This window comes from Halorussus caseinilyticus (assembly GCF_029338395.1).
Taxonomy (GTDB): domain Archaea; phylum Halobacteriota; class Halobacteria; order Halobacteriales; family Haladaptataceae; genus Halorussus; species Halorussus caseinilyticus.
In genome coordinates this window covers 1,949,887-1,975,150 of record NZ_CP119809.1, presented here as the reverse complement: position 1 = coordinate 1,975,150, position 25,264 = coordinate 1,949,887, and the positions used below count along the sequence as shown (strand labels likewise).

Annotated in this window: 22 protein-coding genes, 1 tRNA gene and 1 pseudogene; 12 read left to right on the top strand and 12 right to left on the bottom strand. The window is 65.2% G+C overall.

Features of this window, described 5'->3' with window-relative positions; genetic code table 11:
* Positions 1 to 85: 85 nt before the first annotated feature.
* Positions 86 to 1,066 carry a hypothetical protein gene (locus P2T60_RS09865; protein WP_276279075.1) on the bottom strand — a complete coding sequence of 327 codons (981 nt, stop codon included), beginning with the start codon at positions 1,064 to 1,066 and terminating at the stop codon, positions 86 to 88.
* Between the two features lie 24 nt (positions 1,067 to 1,090).
* Complete coding sequence (priS, locus tag P2T60_RS09860; RefSeq protein ID WP_276279074.1) at positions 1,091 to 2,260, bottom strand: DNA primase small subunit PriS; 1,170 nt, start codon at positions 2,258 to 2,260, stop codon at positions 1,091 to 1,093.
* A 136-nt stretch (positions 2,261 to 2,396) separates the two neighbouring features.
* On the opposite strand from priS, the gene P2T60_RS09855 reads away from it, so the two are divergent.
* Complete coding sequence (locus P2T60_RS09855; RefSeq protein ID WP_276279073.1) at positions 2,397 to 2,768, top strand: hypothetical protein; 372 nt, start codon at positions 2,397 to 2,399, stop codon at positions 2,766 to 2,768.
* Positions 2,769 to 2,780: 12 nt separating this feature from the next.
* Here the strand turns inward: P2T60_RS09855 and P2T60_RS09850 are convergent, their stop codons facing one another.
* The 3 genes from P2T60_RS09850 to P2T60_RS09840 form a co-directional block, all read right to left on the bottom strand.
* The gene (locus tag P2T60_RS09850) at positions 2,781 to 3,269 is read right to left on the bottom strand and encodes a GNAT family N-acetyltransferase (RefSeq protein WP_276279072.1); all 489 of its coding nucleotides are present in this window, start codon (positions 3,267 to 3,269) and stop codon (positions 2,781 to 2,783) included.
* 126 nt (positions 3,270 to 3,395) lie between these two features.
* The gene (locus P2T60_RS09845) at positions 3,396 to 4,598 is read right to left on the bottom strand and encodes an amidohydrolase (RefSeq protein WP_276279071.1); all 1,203 of its coding nucleotides are present in this window, start codon (positions 4,596 to 4,598) and stop codon (positions 3,396 to 3,398) included.
* Positions 4,599 to 4,789: 191 nt separating this feature from the next.
* On the bottom strand, positions 4,790 to 6,742 hold the full coding sequence (locus P2T60_RS09840; protein ID WP_276279070.1) for a serine hydrolase domain-containing protein: 1,953 nt from the start codon (positions 6,740 to 6,742) through the stop codon (positions 4,790 to 4,792).
* Positions 6,743 to 6,849: 107 nt separating this feature from the next.
* Here P2T60_RS09840 and P2T60_RS09835 point away from each other — a divergent pair, with 107 nt between their 5' ends.
* Together P2T60_RS09835 and P2T60_RS09830 are read left to right on the top strand one after the other, a co-directional pair.
* On the top strand, positions 6,850 to 7,350 hold the full coding sequence (locus tag P2T60_RS09835; protein ID WP_276279069.1) for a DUF4188 domain-containing protein: 501 nt from the start codon (positions 6,850 to 6,852) through the stop codon (positions 7,348 to 7,350).
* Between the two features lie 115 nt (positions 7,351 to 7,465).
* Positions 7,466 to 8,836, top strand: coding sequence for an NAD(P)/FAD-dependent oxidoreductase (locus P2T60_RS09830; RefSeq protein ID WP_276279068.1), 1,371 nt, complete (start codon positions 7,466 to 7,468; stop codon positions 8,834 to 8,836).
* 32 nt (positions 8,837 to 8,868) lie between these two features.
* Here the strand turns inward: P2T60_RS09830 and P2T60_RS09825 are convergent, their stop codons facing one another.
* The gene (locus tag P2T60_RS09825; RefSeq protein WP_420028713.1) at positions 8,869 to 9,444 is read right to left on the bottom strand and encodes a cupredoxin domain-containing protein; all 576 of its coding nucleotides are present in this window, start codon (positions 9,442 to 9,444) and stop codon (positions 8,869 to 8,871) included.
* A 96-nt stretch (positions 9,445 to 9,540) separates the two neighbouring features.
* On the opposite strand from P2T60_RS09825, the pseudogene P2T60_RS21885 reads away from it, so the two are divergent.
* Both P2T60_RS21885 and P2T60_RS09820 read left to right on the top strand, forming a co-directional pair.
* Positions 9,541 to 9,735 (top strand): annotated as a pseudogene (locus P2T60_RS21885) (PIN domain nuclease); the annotation flags it as partial.
* Between the two features lie 66 nt (positions 9,736 to 9,801).
* Positions 9,802 to 10,230 (top strand): GtrA family protein, encoded by a 429-nt coding sequence (locus P2T60_RS09820; protein WP_276279066.1) that lies wholly within the window; start codon positions 9,802 to 9,804, stop codon positions 10,228 to 10,230.
* Positions 10,231 to 10,577: 347 nt separating this feature from the next.
* On the opposite strand, the gene P2T60_RS09815 is transcribed toward P2T60_RS09820, so the two are convergent.
* A complete protein-coding gene (locus P2T60_RS09815; protein WP_276279065.1) occupies positions 10,578 to 11,729 on the bottom strand; it encodes an acyl-CoA dehydrogenase family protein in 1,152 nt (383 codons plus the stop codon).
* A 115-nt stretch (positions 11,730 to 11,844) separates the two neighbouring features.
* Between P2T60_RS09815 and P2T60_RS09810 the strand changes: the two genes are divergently transcribed.
* The 4 genes from P2T60_RS09810 (at position 11,845) to P2T60_RS09805 (ending at position 14,671) form a co-directional block, all read left to right on the top strand.
* Entirely contained in the window at positions 11,845 to 13,827 is a 1,983-nt protein-coding gene (locus tag P2T60_RS09810; RefSeq protein WP_276279064.1) for a 3-hydroxyacyl-CoA dehydrogenase/enoyl-CoA hydratase family protein, read from the top strand.
* Positions 13,828 to 13,956: 129 nt separating this feature from the next.
* Entirely contained in the window at positions 13,957 to 14,100 is a 144-nt protein-coding gene (locus P2T60_RS21880) for a helix-turn-helix domain-containing protein (RefSeq protein WP_420028678.1), read from the top strand.
* Positions 14,101 to 14,262: 162 nt separating this feature from the next.
* Positions 14,263 to 14,529 carry an HNH endonuclease gene (locus P2T60_RS21875; RefSeq protein ID WP_382209269.1) on the top strand — a complete coding sequence of 89 codons (267 nt, stop codon included), beginning with the start codon at positions 14,263 to 14,265 and terminating at the stop codon, positions 14,527 to 14,529.
* A gap of 67 nt (positions 14,530 to 14,596) precedes the next feature.
* Positions 14,597 to 14,671 (top strand) — tRNA-Glu (locus P2T60_RS09805).
* Between the two features lie 66 nt (positions 14,672 to 14,737).
* Here P2T60_RS09805 and P2T60_RS09800 read toward each other — a convergent pair.
* Positions 14,738 to 15,031, bottom strand: a complete 294-nt coding sequence (locus P2T60_RS09800; protein WP_276279063.1) for a DUF7521 family protein — start codon at positions 15,029 to 15,031, stop codon at positions 14,738 to 14,740.
* Positions 15,032 to 15,096: 65 nt separating this feature from the next.
* Positions 15,097 to 16,236 carry an ABC transporter permease gene (locus P2T60_RS09795; RefSeq protein ID WP_276279062.1) on the bottom strand — a complete coding sequence of 380 codons (1,140 nt, stop codon included), beginning with the start codon at positions 16,234 to 16,236 and terminating at the stop codon, positions 15,097 to 15,099.
* Between the two features lie 159 nt (positions 16,237 to 16,395).
* On the opposite strand from P2T60_RS09795, the gene P2T60_RS09790 reads away from it, so the two are divergent.
* Positions 16,396 to 17,385: an ABC transporter permease gene (locus P2T60_RS09790; protein WP_276279061.1), complete on the top strand. Its 990-nt coding sequence runs from the start codon at positions 16,396 to 16,398 to the stop codon at positions 17,383 to 17,385.
* A 25-nt stretch (positions 17,386 to 17,410) separates the two neighbouring features.
* Here the strand turns inward: P2T60_RS09790 and P2T60_RS09785 are convergent, their stop codons facing one another.
* The gene (locus P2T60_RS09785) at positions 17,411 to 18,676 is read right to left on the bottom strand and encodes a hypothetical protein (protein ID WP_276279060.1); all 1,266 of its coding nucleotides are present in this window, start codon (positions 18,674 to 18,676) and stop codon (positions 17,411 to 17,413) included.
* A gap of 534 nt (positions 18,677 to 19,210) precedes the next feature.
* On the opposite strand from P2T60_RS09785, the gene P2T60_RS09780 reads away from it, so the two are divergent.
* Both P2T60_RS09780 and arcD read left to right on the top strand, forming a co-directional pair.
* Positions 19,211 to 21,058 (top strand): threonine--tRNA ligase, encoded by a 1,848-nt coding sequence (locus tag P2T60_RS09780; protein WP_276279059.1) that lies wholly within the window; start codon positions 19,211 to 19,213, stop codon positions 21,056 to 21,058.
* 196 nt (positions 21,059 to 21,254) lie between these two features.
* A complete protein-coding gene (gene arcD / locus P2T60_RS09775) occupies positions 21,255 to 22,706 on the top strand; it encodes an arginine/ornithine antiporter ArcD (RefSeq protein WP_276279058.1) in 1,452 nt (483 codons plus the stop codon).
* Positions 22,707 to 22,734: 28 nt separating this feature from the next.
* Here the strand turns inward: arcD and P2T60_RS09770 are convergent, their stop codons facing one another.
* Positions 22,735 to 23,775 (bottom strand): dipeptide epimerase, encoded by a 1,041-nt coding sequence (locus tag P2T60_RS09770; protein ID WP_276279057.1) that lies wholly within the window; start codon positions 23,773 to 23,775, stop codon positions 22,735 to 22,737.
* Positions 23,772 to 24,803 (bottom strand): N-acetyltransferase DgcN family protein, encoded by a 1,032-nt coding sequence (locus P2T60_RS09765; RefSeq protein WP_276279056.1) that lies wholly within the window; start codon positions 24,801 to 24,803, stop codon positions 23,772 to 23,774. Before P2T60_RS09765 ends, P2T60_RS09770 begins: the two co-directional genes overlap by 4 nt.
* Positions 24,804 to 25,264 lie beyond the last annotated feature (461 nt).

Sequence of the window (25,264 nt, the reverse complement as noted above, 5' to 3'; positions counted from 1 at the left end):
ACACGAGTATACATTTACGAAAGCAATATTTCCGATGCCGAAAGCAACCGATACGCGTCTTCGACGGTCGCGGAAAAACACCGCCCTACTCCAGTCGCTCGGCCGCGCCGCGTTCCACGAGGGGTTCGGCGTTCGCCTCGGGGAGGGTCACTACGTCCTCGCTCGCCAGTTCGTAGGTGCGCTCGTCCACGCCGAAGATTTCGCCCACGTCGTCGGTGAGACGGACCGTCGTGCGCTCGTCCAGTCCCGCCAGCGGGTCGTCGTCGTCAGCGCCCGAGTCCGGTGCTGACGCCGCGCCAGCGGATGACCGCTCGTCGGCGGGCGACTCCCCATTCGCCGGGCCTGCCGTCGCTCCGGGGTCGGGTCCGTCCGCGATGGCGGCCGCTTCCGCGGCCGCCGGACGCTCGCCGTCGCCGTCCGACCCGCCCGAGGGCGTCGAACCGACCGTCGCGTCGGACCTCGCGTCCGTCGCCTCGCCAGCGTCTCCGCCCATCACGTCCGCGGCGCTCACGTCCTCGCCCGACGCGCCCGCGCCGGGAGCGGGCGCGCCGCCGAGGTCCGACGGGTCGCCGGAGTCGGCCACGGGGTCGCTGGCGGCCGACCCGCCGGAAGCGGGTGCCGACTCGCCGGACGGCGAGTCGGCTGGCGGCGGCGTGGGCGACTCCGCGGCACCCGCCGATTCGCCAGCGAGGACGCTCAGCACGTCCTGTTTGTTCGACTCGATGCGTTCGACCAGTTCGGTGAAAAGCTCCTGTTCCTCGCCGGTCAGACCCTCCTCGTCGGCGGGCATCCCGGCCGCGGCGAGACTCGCGCGCTTGACGATTTTCCCGACCCGGCGCTCGTAGACGGCCTCTACCACGTCCTCGGCGGTGCTGATTTCGTCGGTCAGTCGGTTGACCTCCGGGTCGTCGAACGGACTGTCGGCGCGTTCGGCCGCGCGCTCTCGCTGGTCTTTCAGGTCGGCGATGTAGTCGGCAACGTCCGCGTAGAACGACTCCCGCAGGTGTTGGAGGCTGTCTTTCGACCGCTCTTTGCTCTGTACCGTGCGGAGTTCGTCCAGATTCATCGTCGTCCCGTCATCGTCGTTCCGTCATCTCTCGGTCGTCTCTTTTCCTTTTTCGGCCCGGCCGCGCGCCATCAGGAACACGGCCACGTGTTCGGGAAGCGATACGTCGCCGGCCGAGAGCCTAAAGCTTTCGCCGCCGAGTTCCACCGGTCCCGGTTCGGTCACTTCGACGGTCACGTCGTGGCCGACGAACGTCTCGGACACCGGGTCTACCAGCGGGTCGAAGTCGGCCACCTCCTCGCGCGGGATGCGCGTGACCGCGAGTCCGGTGCCGCCGTGGAGACTCCCCGGCAGGCGGATGAGTCGCCGGAGGTCGGTGGTGACGGGTTCGTCGATTGCCGCCGACTGGTCGGCGACGACCTGTTGGGTCGTCACCTTCGCCAACTGTCGGATGCCCGGCCCGCCGCGTTCGATGTTGCCGCTCTCCAACTTCTCGTAGTCCTCCGACACCGCTCCGAGGATGGTCTTGGCCCGGCCGTCGCCGATGCGGTCGAACTCCTTGAGGCGTTCGAGGGCGTCCTCTTCGTCCAGTTCGAGCAGTTCGTCGGCCAGCGAGAGGAGTTCCCGGTGGACCCGCCGACCCCACCCGCCGTCCTTCTTGAGGACCCGTCGGGTCGCGGTGCCGCCCATCTCGGTGCGCTGGATGGCGTCGAGTTCGATGCCCTCGCCGCGAACGTAGTCCACGATTTCCCGGCGCTCGTCCCGCCCGAGTTCCCGGACGCCCTCGTCGCGGACGTGGACGTGGTAGCCCCGCCCGCCCGAGAAGACCAACGTCAACTCCGAGAAGCCGAAGTCGTCTTCGAGCAGGTCCAGCAGGTTCAGCACTTCGGCTTTGCCCGCCGCGAGCATCTCGCCGTAGCCGTCTCGCTGTGGGTCCACGCCCGAGAGGTGGTCGGCGTCGATGTCGAAGACCAAATCGGAGTCGCGCCACCCCTTCGCGTCCATGTCGTCCTCGCCGGGGTCGTCGTAGCGCCCGGCCGAGAAGTAGACGTGGCGCGGGCGCTCGCGCCGGAGGAAGTCCCCGATTTCGCCGAGTTCCAGCAGGGACTGGTGGCGGACCATCCGGGTCGCGCCGTGGGTCCACGGGATGTATCCCCACTCGCGCGCCTCCGGGTCCGGCGGCGGGGTGAGGTCCGTCCCCCGGTAGTGGTCGCGGAACCGACCACGGAGGTAGCGTAGGGTGCGCTCTTCCATGCTGTCTCGGCTATGCTCGGGCCGAGACTAAAACGCTGACTATCTCTCTGCGAGGAGCGATTCGCGCCGTTTACGACGGGAGTGAACCCCCGTCAAATACCGGAAATTTCAAGTTAGATTCTAGAAACGAATGAGTATGAAAGTCGAAACCCAGACGGCCGAACGCGACTCCCCGACCGATTCCGGATTCCCGTGGCACTACCTCGTCTACGCGGGACCGGCGAATCTGGTCCTCTCGCTTCTGACCGCCGTCGCTATCGGTGTGTACATGACGACCGATATTCGTGCTATCGGCACCGTCGCCGGACTCGGCTTCCTCGTCCTCGCTCTCGGCGGGTTCCTGACGGTGATACTCGTGGAGGTCGGTCTCTTCTTCGACATCGCGTCGGTACAGGACGCGGACGTGCAGTGGTCGCCGAGTCGGTTGCTCTACATGCTCGGTGCGCTTCCGTTCGCACCGCTGGTCGGAACCGTCTACGTCGTCCAGCGACGACAGTACCTCGGGTAGGTCTCGGGTCGCTCACCCGCGCATGAAGTCCGAGATTTTCTCGGTGAGACCGCCGCCGCCGCCGAGTTTCAGGTAGTAGGCGTCCCCACCGTCCTCGTAGTAGTTCTGGATGTGTCGCTCGACTTCGAAGCCGAGGTGTTCGTAGAATCCGAGCGCGTTCTCGTTGCTCGCGCGGGCGTGGCAGGTAACGCTGTCGTGGTTCTCCGCGACTCGTCCAACGAGGCGCTTGCCGACGCCTTCTCCGCGGAACTCGGGTGCGACGGCGAGAAAGAGAATGTAGCCGTCGCGTCGGACCGCGGCGAACCCCATCAGATGTTCGTCGTCGCCCTCGTGACTCACGAGGAGGTAGACGGTCGAGCGTCGGTAGGCGTCGGTGAAAAAGCCCTTCCGCTGTTTCAGGACATCCTCCGTCTGTCGGATGCGCTCTTTGAGTTCCCACGCCGCCCCGACGTAACTGTCGTCGCCGGGGCGAGCGGTTTCTGTATCGACGTTGACGCTCACTAGATTGGCGTAGGCCCGTGGTCAATATAATTCCACCGCCCCGTCGCGCCAAGCGGCCGCGCTTCTCTCGCGTCGAGTCCGGATAGCGACCGGCCGACCGGCGCGTCTAGACGGGACCGAAATCGACTACCACGCGTACTCCTCGCGCGGGTCCACGTCGTCGCGTTCGCGGTCGTAGACGCGTTCGCCCTCCACGAACACCTGCCGGGCGTCCGAGTCGAGTTCGAACATCGGGCCGTCCCACACCACGAGGTCGGCGTCGGTGCCTTCCTCGACGGTGCCCACGCGGTCCTCGACGCCCAGAATCTCCGCCGGGTTGCGCGTGACCGTCCGGAGCGCAACCTCCTTCGGCAGGCCCTCGCGGACCGCCAGACCCACGCACACGTCCAGATGCTCCTGTGGGAGGACCGGCGCGTCGGTCTGGATGGCGACTTTCACGCCCGCCTCGTGGAGGATGCCGGGCGTCTCGAAGGTGATGTTGCGGAGTTCGTACTTGCTGGCCGAGGAAATCGTCGGTCCCACGACGGCGGGCACGTCGCGCGCGACGAACTCCTCGGCGAGGACGTGGCCCTCGGTGGCGTGTTCGATGGAGAGGTTCTCGATGCCGAACTCGTCGGCGATGCGGAACACGGTGGCGATGTCGTCGGCGCGGTGGGCGTGGACCCGGAGGGGCAAGTCGTCTTCGAGGACGCGCGCGAGGTTCTCCATCCCCAAGTCGCGCTCGAACTGCTGGTCGTTCTCTCGGGCGATGTCCCTGTTGCGGAGGTAGTCCTCGGCGTCCATCAGGGCTTGGCGGAGCGTCGCGGCGACTCCCGGCCGGGTCGAGGGTTGGCGGTCCTTCTCGTCGCCGTGGAACCGCTTTGGGTTCTCGCCGAACGCCGCCTTCATGCCGTCCTCCCGGATGAGCATTCGGTCGGCCACGTCGCCGTAGGTCTTCATCGAGCAGATGATTCCCCCGACGACGTTCGCGCTCCCCATCCGGGCCGAAACCGTCGTCACGCCGCCCTGAAAGGCGTGTTTCAACTCGTCGTCGCGCGGGTGAAAGCCGTCCAAGGCGTTGACGTGGGGCGTCACCGGGTCCGACACCTCGTTGAAGTCGCCGTCCTCGGGTTCGCCCCACTCGGCCATCCCCGCGTGGCTGTGGGCGTCGATTAGGCCGGGCGTGACGTGGGCACCCTCGGCGTCGAACACTTCCGCGCCGTCCGGTACTTCGACCTCCTCGTCCGGTCCGACCGCCGAAATCTCGCCGTCCTCGACCAGCACCGTAGCGCCGTCGATGGTCCCGCTCTCGGCCACCGTGTGAACCGTTCCGTTGACGATTGCTCGCATACCACGATGTTCGAAAGCGCGAGCAAGAGGGTTTCGGGTCGAAGTACCACCGGCCGCTCCCCCGACGACGGGAGCGGTCGGCCCCACCGGACGCGGGACGAATAGCTCGTTACGGCCTCAGGTATAGCTCGTTACGGAGTTAAATAGGTGGTTCGCGCGCGACCCCGAAGAGTCGCGCGGGATTTCCGGTCTCAGAGACCGAGCATGTTCCAGTAGGACAACTGCCAGACGAACGCCGCGAGTGCCACCGCGAACAGGGTGTAGTGGAGTCGGCCGACCAGCCCCCAGTAGCGGTCCTTCCACGCCAGCACCGCGAACGCGACGACGCCGAGCGTCGTCGCGCCGACCAGCCACGGGACGGCGAACAGGAGCGCGGGCTTGCCGGGGAAGTAGAGCAGACCCGTCGGGTTCGTCGCGGCCAAGCCGACGAATCCGCCGAGGAATCCCAGTCCGAGCAAACCGGCGAACCCGGCCAACCAGCGCGCCGCCCGCGGTCGGTCGCTGGTCGCGCTACTCGCTTGCGTCGGCCCGTCGTCGCTCCCCCGCCACCGTCGCCAGAGCGCCGCGCCGGGCCATCCGAGGATGCCCGAGAGGAACACGACGAGCGCTCCGCCGAACAGACCGCCTTGGAAGAGTCTGAACTCCCAGAACGGGATGCGCTCGAAGCTCTGTGGCGCGGCGCTGTCGAAGAAGACGTAGGTCGCTCGGCCGTCCTCGACCCGGAAGGCCATCTTCCCGTCGCCGCCGACTTCGCTGAACACCGTCGGTCCGGTCCGGGTCCAGTACCGGGTGCCTTGGCGCGGGGCCGAGGTCACGAGCGTCCCGTTGTCGGCCTTCCGGACCCGGAAGTGGGAGTTGAGCGAGATGGGTTTCAGGAACGTCGTGTGGGGGAACCGCGTGGTGCGGTACGGCCCGGTGAACGCAGAGAGCGACGGCCCGGACGCCGCGCCGTCCTCGGTCGCGGTCGGCGTCCCCTCCGTCGGGAAGTAGCGGTTCATGAACGAGTCGAAGAACTCCTCGCGGGCGGGCACGCCGCCGTTGCCGTTGTAGGAGACGAACACGCCCAAGTCGCGTTCGGGGAACAGCCACATCCCCGAGTGGAAGACGCGGGTGTCGCCGCCGTGAGCGAGGATTCGCACCCCGTTTCGGCTCTGCTCCATGAGACCGAACGTCATCCCGTTCAGCGCGGGGTGGTTGGTGTACTGCTGGGTGTGCATCCGCTCGGCCGACGACTCCGAGAGGATGCGGGCGTCACCGTAGCGGCCGTCCTGTAGGTGGGCAATCATGAACTTACCCATGTCGGTGGCCGTGGCGCTCATCGCTCCGGCGGGCGGCGTGGCGACGGCCTCGAAGTCCTGCGGGACGTACTCGCCGTTCTTGTACTGGTAGCCCTTCGAGAGGGTGCCGGGCATCTCGGCCGGAACTGGCTGGCGGAAGGTGCTGTGTGTCATGTTCAGCGGTTCGTAGATGCGCCGGTCGATGTAGCGCGGGAACGTCGTGTCGGCCTGTCGAGCGACGATGTGACCGGCCAGCGCCGCGCCGTAGTTGGAGTACGACGTGGCTTCGCCCGGCGGTCGGACGCGGGCGGGCACGTCGCTGAGTGACTTTCCGAGCGGTTGCACGTCCTCGGGCGATTCAAGCATGATGCCTTTGACCTCGGCTTCGAAGCCGGGCGTGTGGGTGGCGAGGTGTTCGACGGTGACGGGTTCGCCGTACTTCTTTGGGACGTGTATCCGGTCGAGATACCGGTTCACGCTCGCGTTCGTGTCGATGTTTCCGCGTTCGACCTGTTGCATCACCGCGGTCCAGAGGATGGGTTTGGACACCGACCCGATTCGGAACATGGTCCGGTTGGCGACGACCGGCGTCTCGTTGCGCCGGTCGGCGTAACCGTACCCCTCGCTGAAGAGGATTTCGCCGTCTTTGACGACCGAAACGGTCGCGCCCGAGAAGCGATGCTCCTTCATGTCCTCGGTCATCTGTTCGTCCACGAAGGTCTCGACTTCCTCGCGGGAGTCCACGCCTCGCGTCTCGTCTTGCCGGTTCGACAACTCCGTCGGCGGGGCCGCGAGTACCGGCCCGACCTGTGCGGCGACGAGCAGACACGTCGCCACCAGTGTCAGAATTCGTGTTCTATTCGTCATGGAATAAAGTACGGGGGTCCCGGTATTTAGATTTCGGGCACCGGCGGTTTCCGGACGAACTCGCGCGGGGACGTATCCTTTTCTCGGCGGGGTGCGAACGACGGCACGTGACCGACCCCAACCGAGAGCGTCTCCACGCCGAGATGGACGAACCGTTCGTAGTCTTCCTCGTCGGGATGCGCATCAACTCGTTCTGGCGCGTGTGGGAGTGGCTTCCGGTGTTGCTCGCGATGCCCCGGATGCTCCGCGAACTGGCCGACGACGACGCGATGCTCGGCAGTCGAACCAAACCCGGCCTGCGAAACTGGATGGTCGTCCAGTACTGGCGCTCGTTCGAGGAGTTGACCGAGTACGCCCGCGATGACGAGGCCGAACACCTGCCCGCGTGGAGCGAGTACAACGAGAAGCGAGCGGCGTCGGGAGCGGTGGGTATCTGGCACGAGACGTACGTCGTCGGTCCCGGCGACTACGAGACCGTGTACAACAACGTACCGCCGCAGGGACTCGGCGAAGCGGCCCCGCTCGTGCCAGCGACCGGCCGCAGAGAGAGCGCCGCCGGGAGACTCACCGAGGACGCAGACGATTCGGAACGTGACGACGAACCGTGATACTCGCCGCCCCGGACCTGTGATTCGTCCGATACGAAACGCGGAAAATCCCGCGACGTAGCATCACAAACTCGGAAGGTCAATTCTTTAATACCCGGCGCGGAACCGTAGGGATATGAAGCGAGTCGATGTTGCCATCGTCGGCGGGGGTCCCGCCGGGACTTCCGCGGCGCGGGCGGCCGCCGAGCAGGGGGCCGACGCGCTCCTCGTCGAGAAGGGCGTTCCACGCGCCGACCGCGAGGAGTTGGGACCGGACTCGACGGACGCCGCCGGGATGCTCGACTACTGGGTGGACATCATGGGGATTCCGTTCGAGAAGATTCCGGACCGCGTGGTCCTCCGGGAGTTGGAACGGACCGAGTTCTTCGGGCCGAGCGAAGCGTGCGTCATGGAGAGTACGGGTATCGAGTCGTCCTACGACGGGTTCGGGTTCACCTTCCACCGCACACGGATGGACGATTGGCTACGAGACCGGGCCGAGCGAGCAGGCGCGGAGTACCGCGTCGGTCTCGGCGTGACCGACGTGGAGACCGACCTCACGGGGACGCCGACACACACGCTCCACCTCTCTGACGGCGAGGAGGTCGAGGCCGAGTATCTGGTGCTGGCCGACGGGCCACAGCGACAGGTCACGATGCGAGTCCTCGACCGATTCTCGCCCGCGGACCGCCGTATCTCCGAGGTGATGGCCCCGAACGAGGCGAACCACATCGCGTATCAGGAGTACCGACGGTTCCCCGAAGAGCTGTTCGACCCGAGTTCGCTCAAGTTCTGGTGGGGCGTGATGCCCGGCGAGACGGCCTATCCGTGGATTTTCCCCAACGACGGGACCGTCGCCCGCGTCGGCCTGACGATGCCCATCGGGATGGACCTCCAAGATGTGGACCGTCCCGGCGACTACGACCTCCTGCGGGCAGACGACGACGCGGTTCCCCGGCCCGCGGAGTACGTAGAGCGCCTGCTCGAACGCGAGTTCGGCGACGAGTACGACGTGAGCGACTTCCCGCTGGTCGAAGACCGAGGGAAGAGTGCGGGTACCGAGACCTACCCAATCTCCTCGACGCGACCCATCGACTCGCCGACCGCCGCGAACATCGCCGTCGCTGGCGGCGCGATGGGCACCACCTCGGCGTTCCACGAGGGCGGCTATCACGTCGCGGTCCGGACGGGGAGGATTGCGGGCGAACTCGCCGGGAAGGGCCGCCTGTCGGGGTACAACGACCGATGGAAAGACGCCATCGGCGAGGAGATTACCCGGAACGTCACGTTCGCCGACATCGTGGCCGACTACGGTCCCGACGACTGGGACAAGACGTTCTCGGCCGCGAGCGACATTCTGGCCGACGAGAGCGAGGGCCGACTCCGGAAGTACAAGCTATCGTCGGGTCTCACCGGCGCGAAAATCGTCACGAAGTACAAGACGGTAAAGCGCAAGTACAAGAAGGGCAAGTACGTCCAGTTCGAGGAATCCGAGTACACGGTCTGAGAGCCGCGAAATAGGACGGCCCGCGAAACGGCCTACGAAGTCGTCGTCTGATTGTCGTCGCCTCCGAGTTCGTCACGAACCGCACCGAACGGGACAGTGCCTGCCTCCTGAATCCGGGTCGGGTCGAGTGCGTCGGCGTCGAGGACTTCCGCGGGCGTCAGCCACACCCACTCGGTACCCTCGTTTCGGTCGCTGAACCCGTCGAGTTCTCCTTCGAGCATCTCCCGACTGTAGGGGGCTAACACCGGCGGGTCCTCGGAGCCTTCGAACGTGGCTTCGTACTCGGGGACGGCATCCTCGCCGAGTTCGCCGACGACGAGTCGCATCACCATGCCGAAGACGTGGTGTGGCCCGCAGTAGGCGTCGTACACCCCTTCGCGGTCGAATCGGTAGAGCCACGCGCCCCCGACGTTGACCACCGGCGACGAGAACGGCGGGACGTTCTCGGGGACTCGCCGCTGGAAGCCGTTGGCGGGATGGTACGCCGTGACGGTGTGGTCCGGCGTGTCGAAGGTGAACTGAACGATGTCGCCCGCTTCGACCCGGAGACCGGTGGGTTCGAAGAAGAACGACGGCGGGGTCCCCGCTTGCGGGTCGGGCGGCGTGATTTCGAGGGCGACTTCGTGGTCGGGTCGCAGGTCGGCGGGAATCTTCCCGGCGTCCGGGACCGGATAGCCGTACCGGGGGTCGATTTCGGCGTCGTCTTGCTCCCCGGCCGCGAGACCGGGGGCGAGCGAGAGAAACAGGTCGTCCTGAAAGCCACCAAGTACTACGACGACGGCATGACCCCCTTCGACGCCTTCCACGCGGCGGCGGCCGAAACACGCGGTAGCGACGTTCTCTCGTCCGAGCGGGTCGAAGTCGAGCGCGTACCGCTCGAACCGCCGACCGAGGACTGACCGCTCCATTGGGTAACGGACCCAAACCAGAACGTACTACAGTCTCGAAGCCTTCCAGTATCTCCCGTGGGCGACTCTGGATACCGGAACGTGACGAAACACCCGACGTTCGTCCGCCTCTATCGGTTCGTCGTCGTCGGGGCGAGCGCCGCTCTCGTACAGACGGCGGTCCTCTGGCTACTCGTCGAGTACGGCGGTCTCAACTACCTGTTCGCGGCGACGCTCGCAATCGAGTTGACCATCATCCTCCAGTTCTTTGCGAACAACGCGTGGACGTTCCAGCACTCGCGTCACCACGCCCGGTCGGACTATCTGGTGGGTCTGCTCCGGACGAACGTCGTGCGCGGGACGGCGATTCCGCTCCAACTCGGTCTGCTGTGGGCGTTCGTCAACTGGGCCGGACTCATGTACCTGCTCGCCAACGGGTTCGCCATCTTCATCAGCGGCTTGTATCGGTACTATCTGGACTCGCGGTGGACGTGGCAGATTGCGTGAGTCGGCACGCTCATCCGACGTTTGAAAAAGAGATATATTGCTTTTAGATGTGTATTTAATTCTCTAGCAATTGTCTTTCGTTTCGAGTGACCGAAGCGGGGAGTGCGGTGCCGTGCGGTCGCGACGCTGTGCTGAGCGGTGGCGGTCGCGGTGCCGTGCGGTCGCGGCGCGGTGAGTACCAGCGATTCTTCCGCGAGCGAGGAGCGCCGTCGGCGCTCCTCGCTCGCGGGCCGAGGAACCCCGGAGAAGCGCCCCCGGCGCTTCGGAGGGAGTGACGACGGCTTTTTGGTCGAGCTTTTATCGAACGCAGTCGCCGGTGGCGACTGCGTTCGCAATAAAAAGGTCGTCTAGAAGCCCTTACCGAGCAACTCCCGAGCGATGATGTTCTTCTGAATCTCGGTGGTGCCCTCGTAGATTTGGGTAATCTTGGCGTCGCGGTAGAACCGCTCGACCGGGAAGTCGTTGACGTAGCCCGAGCCACCGTGAATCTGGACCGCTTCGTTGGCCACGTCCACGGCGACTTTAGAGGCGAACTCCTTGGCCATGCTCGCCAGTTTCGTGATGTCCTCGCCTTGGTCGACGTTCCACGCCGCCTTGTAGGTCAGGTTGCGCGCCGCCTCGGTCTGGGTGTGCATCTCGGCGAGTTTGTGCTGGATGGCTTGGAACTCCGAGATGGGGCGGTCGAACTGCTCGCGCTCTTTGGCGTAGTCGAGCGCCGCCTCGGACGCGCCCTTGGCGATGCCGACGCCTTGGGCGGCGACGGCGGTTCGGGTCTCGTCGAAGAACTGCATCTGCTGGAGGAAGCCCATGCCGCGGGTGCCGATGAGGTTCTCCTCGGGCACGCGCACGTCGTCCAGAATGAGTTCGGCGGTGTCAGAGGCCCGAATGCCGAGTTTGCCCGTAATCTTGTCGGCCTCGAAGCCGTCGCGGTCCGACTCCACGACGATTTGACTGAAGCCGTTGTACCGGCCGTCGGCGTCGGGGTCGGTCTGACAGAGGACGACGTAGTAGTCGCCGACCGACCCGTTGGTAATCCACATCTTGTTTCCGTTGACGACCCACTCGTCGCCGTCCTTCTCGGCGGAGGTGGAGACGCTCGACACGTCCGACCCCGTGTCGGGTTCCGAGATTGCCGCGCCCATGATGGCCTCGCCCTCCGCGACCGGCGTCAGGAAGCGCTCTTTCTGGTCGTCGGTACCGAACTCCATGATGGCGTCCGCACCGAACGCCGCCGACGTGATGCAGAGACCGATGCCGGGGTCCACCGCGAACAACTCCTCGGTGATGATGGCCGATTCGAGGTTGCTGTAGCCCGCACCGCCGTACTCCAGCGGGATGTGGGCACCGAGCAGGCCCATCTCGGCGGCCTCGTCCATGAGGTCGTGGGGGTACTTCTCCTCTACGTCGTACTCCTTGGCGACCGGAGCGATTTCGTTCTCGGCGAATCGCCGCACTTCCTCTCGAATCTGCTTCTGTTCGTCGGAGAGTCCGAAGTCCATGTGTCCGGATTACATACCCTGCCCTAAATCTCTTCGTAACCGAGAGTAAACTGGAAGAGAGTTTCTAACCTGCGATAGGGAAACGTTCAAACGCCCGGCAACCGACTCCACGAACATGGAAGTAGATAATATCAACACCATCGCGGTTCTCGGAGCGGGCAACATGGGCCACGGCATCGCCGAAGTCGCGGCACTCGCCGGGTACGAGGTCAACCTGCGCGACATCAAAGACGAGTTCGTCCAGAACGGCTACGACCAGATAGAGTGGAGCCTCGACAAACTCGCCGAGAAAGACCAGATTTCCGACGAGGAGGCCGACGCCGCCCTCGACCGAGTGACTCCCATCGTGGACTTCGAGGAGGCCGTCGAAGACGCCGACTTCGTGGTCGAGGCGGTCCCCGAGAAGATGGACATTAAGAAGGACGTGTACGGCGAACTCGAAGAGTACGCGCCCGACCACACGATTTTCGCCACCAACACCTCCAGCCTCTCGGTCACGGAACTCTCGGAAGTCACCGAGCGACCCGAGCGCTTCTGCGGGATGCACTTTTTCAACCCGCCGGTCCGGATGCAACTCGTGGAGGTCATCTCGGGCGAACACACCGACGACGAGGTGCTGGACCTCACCGAGGACCTCGCCGAGGCGATGGGCAAGACGCCCGTCCGGGTCCGGAAGGACAGTCCCGGATTCATCGTCAACCGCATCCTCGTTCCCCTGATGAACGAGGCGGCGTGGATGGTCGAATCCGGCGACTACACCGTCGCGGAAGTCGATAGCGCGACCAAGTTCGACATGGGCCTGCCGATGGGGAGCTTCGAACTCGCCGACCAAGTGGGAATCGACGTTGGCTACCACGTTTTGGACTACATGAACGACGTGTTGGGCGAGGCCTACGAACCGTGCCCGCTCCTCGTGGAGAAAGTCGAGGCCGAGAAACTCGGCAAGAAGACCGGCGAGGGCTTCTACGACTACGACGAGGGCGGCGCGGACATCCCCACCGACGCCGGGAGCGAGGACGCGGTTCGCCGCCTCCAAGCGGTGATGGCCAACGAAGTCGCCAAACTCGTCGCCAACGACGTGGCCGACCCCGACGCAATCGACGAGGCGGTCATGCTCGGCGCTGGCTTCCCCGAGGGACCGGCGAAGATGGCCGACGACGCGGGTCTCGACGCGCTCGCCGACACCCTGAACGAACTCCACGACGAGACCGGTGCGGCCCGGTACGAGGCCAGCGACTACCTCCGTGAGGCCGCCGCCGAGGGCGGTTTCTACGGCGGCGACGAGGAATCCGAGGGCGAGGAGGGCGCGTACGACTACGACAACATCCGCGTCGAGAAACCGGGCGAGATGGTCGGGAAGGTCGTCCTCGACCGACCACACCGGATGAACACCGTCAGCGAGGAACTGCTGGACGAACTCGGCGAGGCCGTCGAAGCTCTGACCGAGGACGACGACGTGCGCGCGCTCCTGCTCGTCGGCGAGGGAGACAAGGCCTTCTCCGCGGGCGCGGACGTACAGAGCATGGCCGCGGGCGGGGGCGACCCGATTCAGGCGGTCGAACTCTCGAAGAAGGGCCAAGACACCTTCGGCAAACTCGAAGCCTGCCCGATGCCGGTCGTGGCGGGCATCGACGGCTACTGTCTCGGCGGCGGGATGGAGATGGCGACCTGCGCCGACATGCGCGTCGCCAGCGACCGCTCGGAGTTCGGCCAACCGGAACACGACTTGGGTCTCCTGCCCGGATGGGGCGGGACCCAGCGCCTCAAGCACATCGTCGGCGAGGGCCGCGCGAAAGAAATCATCTTCACCGCCGACCGCTTCGAGGCCGAGACGATGGAAGATTACGGCTTCGTCAACGAAGTCGTGGAGGTCCCCGCGTTCGAGGACCGCGCCTTCGAACTCGCCGCGGACCTCGCCGCCGGACCGCCCATCGCCCAGAAGTACACCAAGCGCGCGATGCTCGCGGGCCGCGACGACACCGATGCCGGTCTCGAAGTCGAGTCTCAGGCCTTCGGCCACCTGATGAACACCGACGACCTGATGGAGGGCATTACCGCCTTCATGGGGGACGGCGAACCGGAGTTCGAAGGGAAGTAAGCGAACGGCGTTTCCGAAAAAGCGAAGCGAGGGCCATCCGGTATCGGTGGCCATCGTATCGGTTCTATTCGTCCTTTTCTCTCGGAAGTCGTAGTGCTTTATAGTCTAGGAAGTCTAACCCGACTATAGATGGGGCGGTATCGAAGTGGACACTGGCTCGAAGTAAAATACCAGAAGGGGGGTCTCACACAGCAGAAAATCGCCGAAGAGTGCGGCGTTTCACCGAGAGCTATCCGGAAGTACATGGAGAAGTTCAGTATTCCGACACGATAGATACGTGGCGAGAATCATCCTCACTCGTTCGAAGGAGACTCGTCGAAGAATGAGCGAATCGACGGCAGGAGAGCGAAACCCGAACTGGCGAGGCGGCTACAGCAACCACTACGGCTCCGGTTGGTCGGTTGCACGCGAGGACGTTCGAGAACGCGGCGAGGTATGCCAGCACGCGGTCACGTCGGGTCGGAGTACCGTCTGGAGGTTCACCACATCGTGCCCGTCCGACTCTTTCGCCAGTCGGAGAACTGCTCAACGAAAGACGCCCACCGTGGGGAAAACCTCGTACTCCTCCGTAAACGATGCCACGGCCGAGCCGAACACGGAAAGATAACTCTCGACGCTCCGATAGAGTTACTATTCGAGGCGGAACGAGAGGGTGGTCGGGACAGACATGCTAAACCACACCACGCTGATAGAACGATTTAGTTGGGTTTATAAGCATGCGGTCCATTCGTCAAAATGCGTCCGGAAGAGGACCCGGATGGAAGCTAACGCTCCGTTGGTGTAGTCCGGCCAATCATTTCGGCCTTTCGAGCCGATGACCTGGGTTCAAATCCCAGACGGAGCATCATTTTGTCGAACATTACGCTCGAATAGCGACGATTCTCCGGTTTCGGTTCTCCGAAAGTGCGAGCTACGTCTCCGCGTACAGCGAGTAGGTCAGGACGCCGAACCCGAGGGCCATGAAGACGCTCTCGACGACGATGCCGTCGGCGATGCTGAGGGCGGTAAACTGGTGGACGACGCCGCCGAGGACGGTGCCGGTCGTCACGAGACCGAACCCGACCGAGAGCGCGCGGAGCGCAGCGACGTTCGTCCGGCGATACGCCTCGTACGCGAAGTAGGTCAGCGCGATGCCGAGCGCCAGCGTGATGGTCTTGAGTGCGACCACCATCGCGGAGTCGGCGAGGGCTTGTGAACTGGTCATACGTGTCACTACGCCCTCTCGGGCTTAGTACCGGGTCGTCGTTTTCGAGAACTGGGAACCGGTCGCTACGCCGACTCCTTCGGGTCGAGTACGTCCCGCATCGCGTCTCCGAGGACGCTGAACGAGACTATCGTCGTCGCCAACAGCGCCACCGCGAACGTCGAGGCCCACCACGTCTTCGGGAACCCCTTCCGGAGTTCGAGCGCGATGATTTCGCCCCACGACATCAACAGGAGGTTGTTGAGTTCGAGGTAGGCGATGGCCGCCTCGGTCAGCAGGAAGACGGGAATCTGTCGGCTCATCGCGGTTGCGACGGTCGAAGAGACGTTCGGGAGGACGTGCTTTCTGAGGACGTGCCAGTGGCTCGCGCCCGCGTTCCGTGCGGCCGTGACGTAGCCCTCGCGCCGACGCTGGAGGACTTCGCTCCGGACCATCCGGGCGGTGCCGCCCCAACTGGTCAGGCCGAACACGAGGACGACCAGCAACAGTCCCTTGTCGAATAGGAAGATGAGGACGAGATAGAGGACGAACGCCGGAAGCGTCTGTTGCACGTCCACGTAGCCCATCAACAGGGTATCGGTCCATCCGCCCGCGTACCCGGCGACGACGCCGATGGTGACGCCGACCGGAACCAGAATCGTCGCCGAGACGAGCGAGACCAGCAGGCTCACGCGCATCCCCGACACCAACAGCGCGAGGACGCTCTTGCCGGTGCCGTTGGTCCCGAGGGGATAGCGCAGAGTCCCGTGACACCGACCGTCCACGACCGGACCGAGGCAGTTGTAGACGAGTCCGTCGGTGATGGTGAAGAACATCGGCGGTTGGTTGGCGTGGCCGAAGTTCAAGTCGGGTTCGAGGAACCACGGACCGACGGTGCCGACGACCAAGAAGACGACGAGGTACGCGAGGCTGGCGACTGCCAACCGGTTCGTCCGGAGTCGTCCCCAGTAGGTGCGAGTCATCCGCGGACGCGCGACAAGCGGCCAGACGACGAACGTCGCCAGCGCAAGCCACGAGAGGGCGAAAAGCCAGTCCAACCCGGAGGGGTCGATACCCGCGACCAGCGGTCGGTCCCCGCGGACGAATCGGTCGATTGCGAACCCGACGCCGAGACCGAGTGTCCCGAGACCGAACGCCGCGAATCGGCCGCCGACCGACGCTCGTCGGGTCGTCGCCGCGCCGTCGTACCCTACGTCGCCGCCCATGTGAACGTGGGAGCGATTGTCACCCACCGCAAATAAATATTGAGATTCTGTCGTAACTGTCGTGGCGGCGTCCCGTTCGACCCTGCCGTGGGTATCGGTACCATCGACCCCGAGAGTCGACCGCAAGTGTTAATTTTCTGTCCTCGGCAACGGAGAACGATGGGACTGCTCCGACACGTTACTCGTCGGACAATCGTCGCGCTCGTCGCCGTCTATCTGGTGACGAGCGTGGCGTTCGTCTTCGTCGCGGCCACACCGGACCCGAATCAGGCGTTGGTGGCCTATCAGGTGTCGAAGAAAGGCGGGAGTACCGAAGACGTGCAGAGCGCGATTCGGGTCTACCGAGCGACGCGGAACTTGGACGAACCGCTGGTCGAGCGATACGGTCGCTGGGTAGTGGCCGTTTCGACGTTCGAGTGGGGGCGGTCGTACAGTTTCGGCGTCCCGGTCACGTCGCTGATACGCGACAGACTTCCCTACACCGCGCTGTACGTCGTCCCGGCGCTGTTGGTGTCGCTGATAAACGGAGTGGTGATTGGTCTCTACGCGGCGTTCAACCGCCGGGGCATCTTCGACCGGGTGTCGAGTCTGACCGCCTATCTCGGACTCGGGGTGCCGAACTTCTGGCTCGCGGAAATCGTGACGCTGGCGTTCGCGGTGCAGGTCGGGTCGTCGGGTCTTGGCGTCGGACAACCCGACTTCTCGGGCGGGGCGTTCTGGAGCGTCTCGCACCTGAAGCAGTTCGTCCTCCCGGCGCTGGTGCTGTCGTCGGGCCTGTTCGCCGGGCAACTCCGGTACGCACGCGCGGAGTCGATGGAGTACGTCAACGCCGAGTTCGTCGCGGCGCTCAAGGCCAAGGGCGTCTCGCGCCTGTCGGTCGCTCGCCACGTCCTCCGGAACGCCGCGGTCCCCATCCTGTCGCTTTTCTTCACCGACATGGTGGCGGTCCTCGTGGTCAACATCTACGTCATCGAGGAGATATTCGGCATTCAGGGACTGAGCGCGCTGAGCCTCTACGCCATCGAGAAGCGCGATGTGCCGGTCGTCGTCGGGACGACCATGGTCATCGCGTTCGTCGGCATCGCGGCCAACTTCCTGCAGGACGTGCTGTACGCCGTGTTGGACCCGCGAATCAGCGAGAAGCGGTGAGTGACTTCGGTCCGGGGACCGACCGTTATCCCGGCGTCACGTTCCCGAACGAGGGGAGTATCCGGACCTGCACTTGGTCGGCGGTGTCGCCGTCCACGTCCACCGTCAGGGTGTAGCGACCCGGTTCAACGCCGTCGGTGTTCATGGACACCGCCCAGTTGCCGTCCAAGTTCCAGTCTTGGGTCCACGCGGTCGAGATGCGACTGGGAGTCGGTCCGTCGGTCGCTTCGACCATAATCGTACTCTCGTCGGGGAGTCGGTTGGTCCGGCCGCGGACGACCATCGTCTCCCCGGCAGTGACCGCGTAGATTCCCTCCGCACCGACCAGACTCTCGGGCGTGACGCTGGAGACGGTAGTAGACTTCTCGGCGTAGCGAAACTGGGTCGAGACCAGAAGGTCGTCGCTCCCCGCCTCGTCGACTGTCTGGCCGAGGAGTCGCTCGCGGACCTGCCACGCGTCGAGTCGACCCGGCGAGGTGGTGAGGTACTCCGCGAGCGCGTCGAGAGTGGCGTTCGACCCGTCGGGGAGGAGTCCGTCGCCGACCCGGTTGTCTCGACCGACCGCGAGTACGTACCCGGTCGTCTGGCCCTCGGCGAGTTGCTCGCCGTCCGGGGTCAGAAGCGCCACGTCTTGGTCGAACGAACCGCTTCCGCGCGGGACGGCTATCCGGTCGGCCGCGACGTTCCCGCGCGAGTCTACGAGGACGACGAGCAGTTCCTGCGCGCCGCGTGCGGTCCCCTCGACGGTAATCTCGGCGTTCTCGGTCGGGAGTTCGCCGCCGACGGTCAGGAAGCTCCCTTCGAGTCGCGCGCGCTCGATTCGGAGCGAGGACTGCGCGCCTCCGGCCTCGAGGAGTCTGTTCGCCGGAAGACTACTCGGGACCGACCCGTTCTCGCCGACCTCGGCGGCATCGACGGCACCTAGCTGGTAGTTGCCGGGGTACGACAGTATCGGGTTCGAGTCCGCGAGGACGAGGTTCCGAACCGACCAACTCCCGTCCGTGTCGACCGTGAGCGTGTCGCTTCCGTCCCGAACCCCGTCCTGATTCACGTCGAGCAACAGCCAATCGCCGCTGGCCCGCGCGTAGAGCGCGACAGACCCGACGCTCCCGTTCGCCGTCCCGTTGATGGAGACTGCCTCGCCCACGAAGTACTGGTCGCCCTCCGAGGGCGAGTCAATCGTCACCGACTGGTGGGACGCCGACGCCACCGGCGTCCAGAACGCTCCCAGTCCGCCCACCGATACCGCCAGTGCAAGTACGACCGCCGAGACCGTTTTCGTCCACCTCATCGTGTCACTCCGTAGGATGTGTCACGGTAACGTGCTTTATGCCTGTTCGGGTGGTCGGCCGAGCGCGTTCGGTGGTCGCGTCCCCGGAGCGTTCGCGGTGAAGCCGTTCTGCCGCGTATAAAATATATTTCTATTGCTTAAGAGTATCTAAATATTGCTTTAAGAATCCTATTTAATTCTCTATCGGCGCGCGCTGGCGCGACCGTCGTGGTCGCGCCAACCCGCGCGAGGGAGTCGGCCGCCGGAGGCGGCCGACGAGGTTGGGGAGGCGTGAGGCGTCGCGGTGCGGTTGCGGTCTCGATTGGCTCGAGCCCGAAGCTAGTTCCTCTTGTCTTCCACAATTCAAGCCCGAAGCTAGTTCCTCTTGTCTTCCACAATTCAAGCCCGAAGCTAGCGTTCTCGTCGTCGTGATGTACGGTCGCGGTGTTGTTGCGTACGGTACGGTTGCGATTCTCGGCCGTTCGACGCCAAAACTCACCCGTGCCGATAGCCGACCCCCGTACACTTTTCACCGCACGCGCGGTCACTCACTCCATGCGACTCCTGTTCGTCCACTCCGACCACCTCGAGTTCGAGACCACCACCGAGGCCGGGGAAGGTCTCGCCGAGACCGAGGGCGTCCCGATGGCGGGTCGGATGGAGGACTGCGTGACCGCCTTTATCAGCGTCGAGCGCGAGGACGAGGCCGACGTAGACGCCGTGGTCGAGAACGCCGCCGACGAACTCCGCGACGTTGCCGACCAGTTGAACACCCGGAATGTCGTCCTCTACCCCTACGCCCACCTGAGCGAGGACCTCGCAAACCCCGACAGTGCCAAGACCGTCCTCCAAGACCTCGAAACCGCGCTCGCCGACGATTTCGAGGTCCTGCGCGCCCCCTTCGGGTGGTACAAGTCGTTCGAGGTCGCCTGCAAGGGCCACCCGCTCTCGGAACTCTCCCGGCACGTCACGCCCGAACGAGGCGACGGCGACGACGAAGCCGCCGAACGCGCGCCGAGCGACTGGAAACTCGCGTTCCCCGAGGGCGAGACGGTGGACGCTCTCCAAGCTAAAGATTCCGACCGCGTGAGCGACGACATGCGCGCGTTCGTCACTGGCGAGGTGGAGGGCGAGACCGCCAGCGCGGGCGAGCGACCGCCCCACGTCGAACTCATGCAGGAGAAGGAAATCGCGGGTTACGACGAGTTGAGCGACGTGAGCAACCTCCGGTGGTACCCCCGCGGGAAGGTAATCCGCGACTCGCTGATGGAGTACGTCGACGACCTCGCGGTCGAGTACGGCGGGATGCCGGTCGAGACGCCCGTGATGTACGACCTCGGCGTCCGCGCGGTTCGGGAACACGCCGAGAAGTTCGGCGAGCGCCAGTACCGCTTCGACTCGGGCGACCGGCGGATGATGCTCCGGTTCGCGGCCTGCTTCGGCCAGTTCTCAATCATGCGGGACATGCACGTCTCCGAAAACGACCTGCCCTTGCGAATCTACGAGATGGCGACCTACTCGTTCCGACGCGAGCAACGCGGCGAGGTCGTGGGCCTGAAGCGCCAGCGCGCGTTCACCATGCCCGACATGCACACCGCGACCCGCGACCTCGGACGGGCCAAGGAAGAACTCCGGGCGCAGGCCAAACTCGCCCTGCGGACCGGCGACGACCTCGGCCTGAACTACGAACCCGCGATTCGCGTGACCAGCGAGTTCTACGACGACAACGAGGCGTGGGTCGAGTCGCTCGTGGAAGACCTCGGCAAGCCGGCCCTCCTCGAAGTCCTGCCCGAGCGCCACCACTACTGGTCGGCCAAAATCGACTTCGCGGCAATCGACAGTCTCGGCAGGTCTATCGAGAACCCGACGGTCCAAATCGACGTGGAGAGCGCCGAGCGCTTCGACATCACCTACGATACCGGAGACGAGACCCGACACCCGCCCATCCTCCACTACTCGCCGTCTGGCGGAATCGAGCGGGTGGTCGCCGCTCTGCTCGAAACCGCCGCCAAGCAAGAAACGCCGCGACTCCCGACGTGGCTCTCGCCCACGCAGGTCCGGTTCGTCCCGGTCGGCGAGGAACACGTCGAGTACTGCGACGCCCTCGCAGACGACTTCGAATCCGACGGCATCCGGGCCGACGTGGACGACCGAGACGAGTCGGTCGGCAAGCGCATCGCCAGAGCCGAGACCGACTGGGTGCCCTACTACGCGGTCGTCGGCGACCGGGAGGTCGCCGACGACGAAGCGTTCAAAGTCACGGTCCGCGGCGAGCAGACCGAACGAGAACTCACCTTCGAGGAGTTGCGGGAGGCAGTGCTTGCCGACATCGGCGACCTGCCGAAGAAGCGCCGCTACCTGCCGAAACACGTCAGCAGACGCCCGAACTTCACCGGCCGGTAGGCCGAGGGTTCCACTGATAGGTAGGACGAACTTCCGCCCGACTCCGAGTCACCGGTCGAAGTTGCCGCGTTCTACGACACAGCGCTTGTGAAGCGGCTACAGCCGTGTCTAGCGATACCAGACTGCAATTTGAATATTCCTTATACGAATAAAATCGTTCCTGTTTAATACTCTCGCGCATTATTCGAGGTCGTCAATGGCTTCGCTCGACTTCGAACCGCTCACGTACGGAGAACTGTCGCCCGAGCGACGGCCGACGCTGGCGCAGGCGCTCGTGCCCGTCCTCGGCGTCGTCGTCTTCCTCGGAATCGGGTCGGGGTACCTCGAACTCGCGCCCCACGGTCCCCTGCTCTGGAGCATCGTCCTGACCGGACTGGTCGGCTACTACTGGATTGGTCTCTCGTGGGACGACCTCTACGACGGCATCGCCGACAGCCTCCTGATGGGGTTACAGGCCGTCCTCATCCTGTTCGTCATCTACGCGCTCATCGCAACGTGGGTCAGCGCGGGGACGATTCCCGGCCTGATGTACTACGGCCTGTCGATACTCACGCCGGAGGTGTTCCTGCCCGCGACCGCGATTCTGGCGGCCGCAGTCGCGTTCTCAATCGGGTCGTCGTGGACCACCGCGGGGACGCTCGGCGTCGCGTTCGTCGGCATCGGGTCGGGGCTGGGAATCCCCGAACCCATGACCGCGGGCGCGATTCTCAGCGGCGCGTACGCCGGTGACAAGCAGTCGCCGCTCTCGGACACGACCAACCTCGCGGCCGCGGTCACGAACACCGACCTCTACGACCACATCCGAGCGATGCGGACCGGCACCGCGCTGGCACTCGGCATCTCGCTGGTTCTCTACGCCCTGCTCGGACTCCGGGCCGGTGGGGCGATTCCGGCCGGACAGGTCGCCGAGATTCAGGGCGCGCTGGCGGGCACCTACGACCTCTCGCCGCTGGTGTTCCTGCCGCTGGTCGTCACCTTCGGTCTCGCGCTCTACGGCTCCCCCGCGCTCCCGTCGCTCGTCGCGGGCGTCTTCGCTGGCGTGTTCACCACGATTCTCGTGCAGGGCGTCGGCTTCACCGCCGCGTGGGACGTGTTCCTGAACGGGACCGCACCCGAGACCGGCACGAAACTCGTGAACGACCTGCTGGCCGCCGGGGGCGTCTCCGGGTCCGCGTGGACAATCTCGGTCGTCGTCGCCGCGCTCTCGCTCGGCGGTCTACTGGAGGGGATGGGCGTCCTCGCGGTGCTAGCCCACTACCTCGCGCGGGGCGTCCGGAGTGCAACCGGCCTCGTCGTGAGTACCGGCGCGTCCGCGATTCTGGTCAACCTCTTCTCGGCACAGCAGTACATGGCGATTGTGGTGCCCGGTATGACCCTCCGAAACCTCTACGACGAGTACGACCTCGAAAGCCGGAACCTCTCGCGGGCGGTCGAGGCCGCCGGGACGCCCACGGGCGCGCTCATCCCGTGGCACGCTGGCGCGGTCTACATGGCCAGCGTCTTCGGCGTGGCGACCCTCGAATACGCCCCGTACTACTTCTTCGGGTTCCTCTCGCCGCTGGTGCTGTTCGTGACGACGTTACTCGGGTGGAACACGACCAGACAGGAGTCCCCGCAGTCAGAGACACCGGTTTCTGCGGACGACTGAACCACCGGAAGCCGGGTCGTTGTCTGCTTCACTCCCGGCGCGCGCCGGTCCCCGGTCGCTCCATCCCGGCGAGGTCGATTTCTCCCTCGGGCATCGGGACGCCCGCGTACTCGTCTTCGGCGAGCAACAGCGACCCGTCGAGGTCGGCGTAGTCAAGCAGTGGCGCGAGGTGGGCCGCCGCCGCGATAGCGGCGTTGGACTCTATCATGCACCCGAGCATGACTTCGAGTCCGTGGGCGCGCGCGGCGTGAATCATCCGCTTGGCCTCCCGGAGACCGCCGCACTTCATGAGTTTCAGGTTGGCGATGTCGGCTTTGTCGGCGATTCGAGGGATGTCGGGCAGGGTGACGCACGACTCGTCGGCCGCGATGGGGAGCGCCGCGCGCTCCCGGACGAACCGCATTCCCTCGGGATTCGCGGCCGCGACGGGTTGCTCCACGAACTCGAGGTCGTAGTCCGCGAGGCGGTCTATCTTCCGGACCGCTTCGCGCGGCGACCACGCCTCGTTCGCGTCCACGCGGATGGTCGCGTCGGGCGCGTGGTCGCGGACCGTCGAGACGATTTCCTCGTCGCGGTCGGTGCCGACCTTCACCTTCAGGACGGAGTAGCCGCGTTCGACCGCGGTCTCGGTCTTCTCGGCCATCTTCTCGGTGGAGTCGATGCCGATGGTGTAGGAGGTCGGGACCGTCTCGTCGGGGTCGAGTCCCCAGTAGCGGTACAGCGGCAGGTCCGCGCGCTTGGCCACCAAGTCGTGGAGCGCGATGCTGACCGCGCACCTCGCGGCCGGGTTGCGCGCGACCGTCTCGCGCATTCGGCGCTCGATGCGGTCGAGTTGGTGGGGGTCGCCGACTTCCTCGACGACTTCGAGGAGGTCGGGGAGGACGGCTTCCACGGTGGCGGCGGTCTCGCCGTAGTGTTCGGAGGGAGCGGCCGCGCCGACGCCCGCGGTCCCGTCGTCGTCCTCGACTCGGACGACGACGTTCTCGGCGGTCTCTTGGGTCCCGCGCGAGATGGTGAAGGCGTTTTCCAGCGGGAGCGTGACGCGCTCGAAGTGGGTTTCGAGGCTCACAGAATCGCCTCCAGCACCGCCTCAAGGCTCTCGGAGTCGGGACCGCCGAAGCGAACGGGGTCGGTCACGGGCGCGTCGAGTTCGTCGCCGAAGGTCGCCACGGCGTCTCTGGCCGCGTCGTCGTCGGCGACTTCTCTGGTGTTGAGCGCCCCGGCGACGACTTCGGTCTCGTGGACCGGTCGGGCGAGGTCCTCGTAGAGGTCCACGTAGTCGGCTATCGGCGGCAGGTCGAACTCCTCGTAGCCGTGGACCGCCTCGCGGCCCGCCTCGTGGCAGAGGACGAGTTTGTCGGCCATCGACCCGTGGAGGATGCCACAGGTGACCGCGGAGTAGGCCGGGTGGACGATGCTTCCCTGTCCTTCCACGAAGAGGTAGTCGTAGTCGTCGCCGCGTTCCAGAATCATCTCCTCGACCGCCCCGGCGGTGAAGTCGCTGACCACGCGGTCGATGGGGTTTCCCCACCCCTCAATCATGATTCCGGTCTGGCCGGTCGGGATAAACCCGGCGTCAACGCCGCGTTCGCGGGCCGCTTCGAGAAGTTCGAGCGTGGCGGTCATCTTCCCGACCGAGCAGTCGGTGCCGACCGTCAGCACGACTTCGGCGTCAACCTCGTCGGCGACCCCCTGCGCGACGGTCAGGTCTTCGGAAGGTTTGCGAACGTCCCACACGTCGCAGTCGTTCTCGGCGGCGAGTTCGGCGAACTCGTCGTCCTCCGCGAGGAAGTAGTGGAGACCCGAAATCAGGTCGCATCCCCGCTCCAACGCGGTGGTCACGTCCGAGCGCCACGACTCGTCGAACCCGCCCCCGATGGGCGCGATGCCGACGATGAGGGCGTCCACCTCGGGCGCGTCGGACATCTCGGCGACGATTGGGGCGTCCTGCACGTCGGCCACGAAGTCCGAGACCCGTTTCCCGGCGTTGTCCCGGTCGAGGACCGCCTCGACCTCGTAGTCGGAGTAGCGCAACAACCCGACGGCGGTCTTGGCGCGGTCGGGGAACTTCTCGTGTGCGAGTACGGCGACTCTCATGGGAGAAGGGTTGCGATACGGGGGTATAAAACTCGGTGTGGCGGAACATAGGTGGTCGGCGAGATGACTAGTTTCGAAGTCGGAAAGCGGACGACGGTGCCAGCGTCTCCCCTTCTCGAAAGCCCCCGCCCACTCGCTTGGAAACGGCGTAGGTTGTCACCGAGGCGACCGGAAAAGTACACTCAGAAAGTGTCCGCTCGCCACCGGCCAAGCTTTCGCTCGAACGGAACGTTGCTCTCCGGCAGAGCGTCGCTCTGACGAGCAGTCGGGAGCGAAGCGACGGAAGGGGCCTCAGCGCGTGCCTTTGGAGGTGTCTGGGCGAACGGTCATTCGCGCAGGTGCGTCGGCACTCGCTTCCGCCGGTGGACGACCGAACGAGCGAAGCGAGTGAGGGAGTCGGATGGGGCGAGTGTGACTATACTGCTCTAGCAAATCCGTACAAGTCTAAAAGCAATCTATAT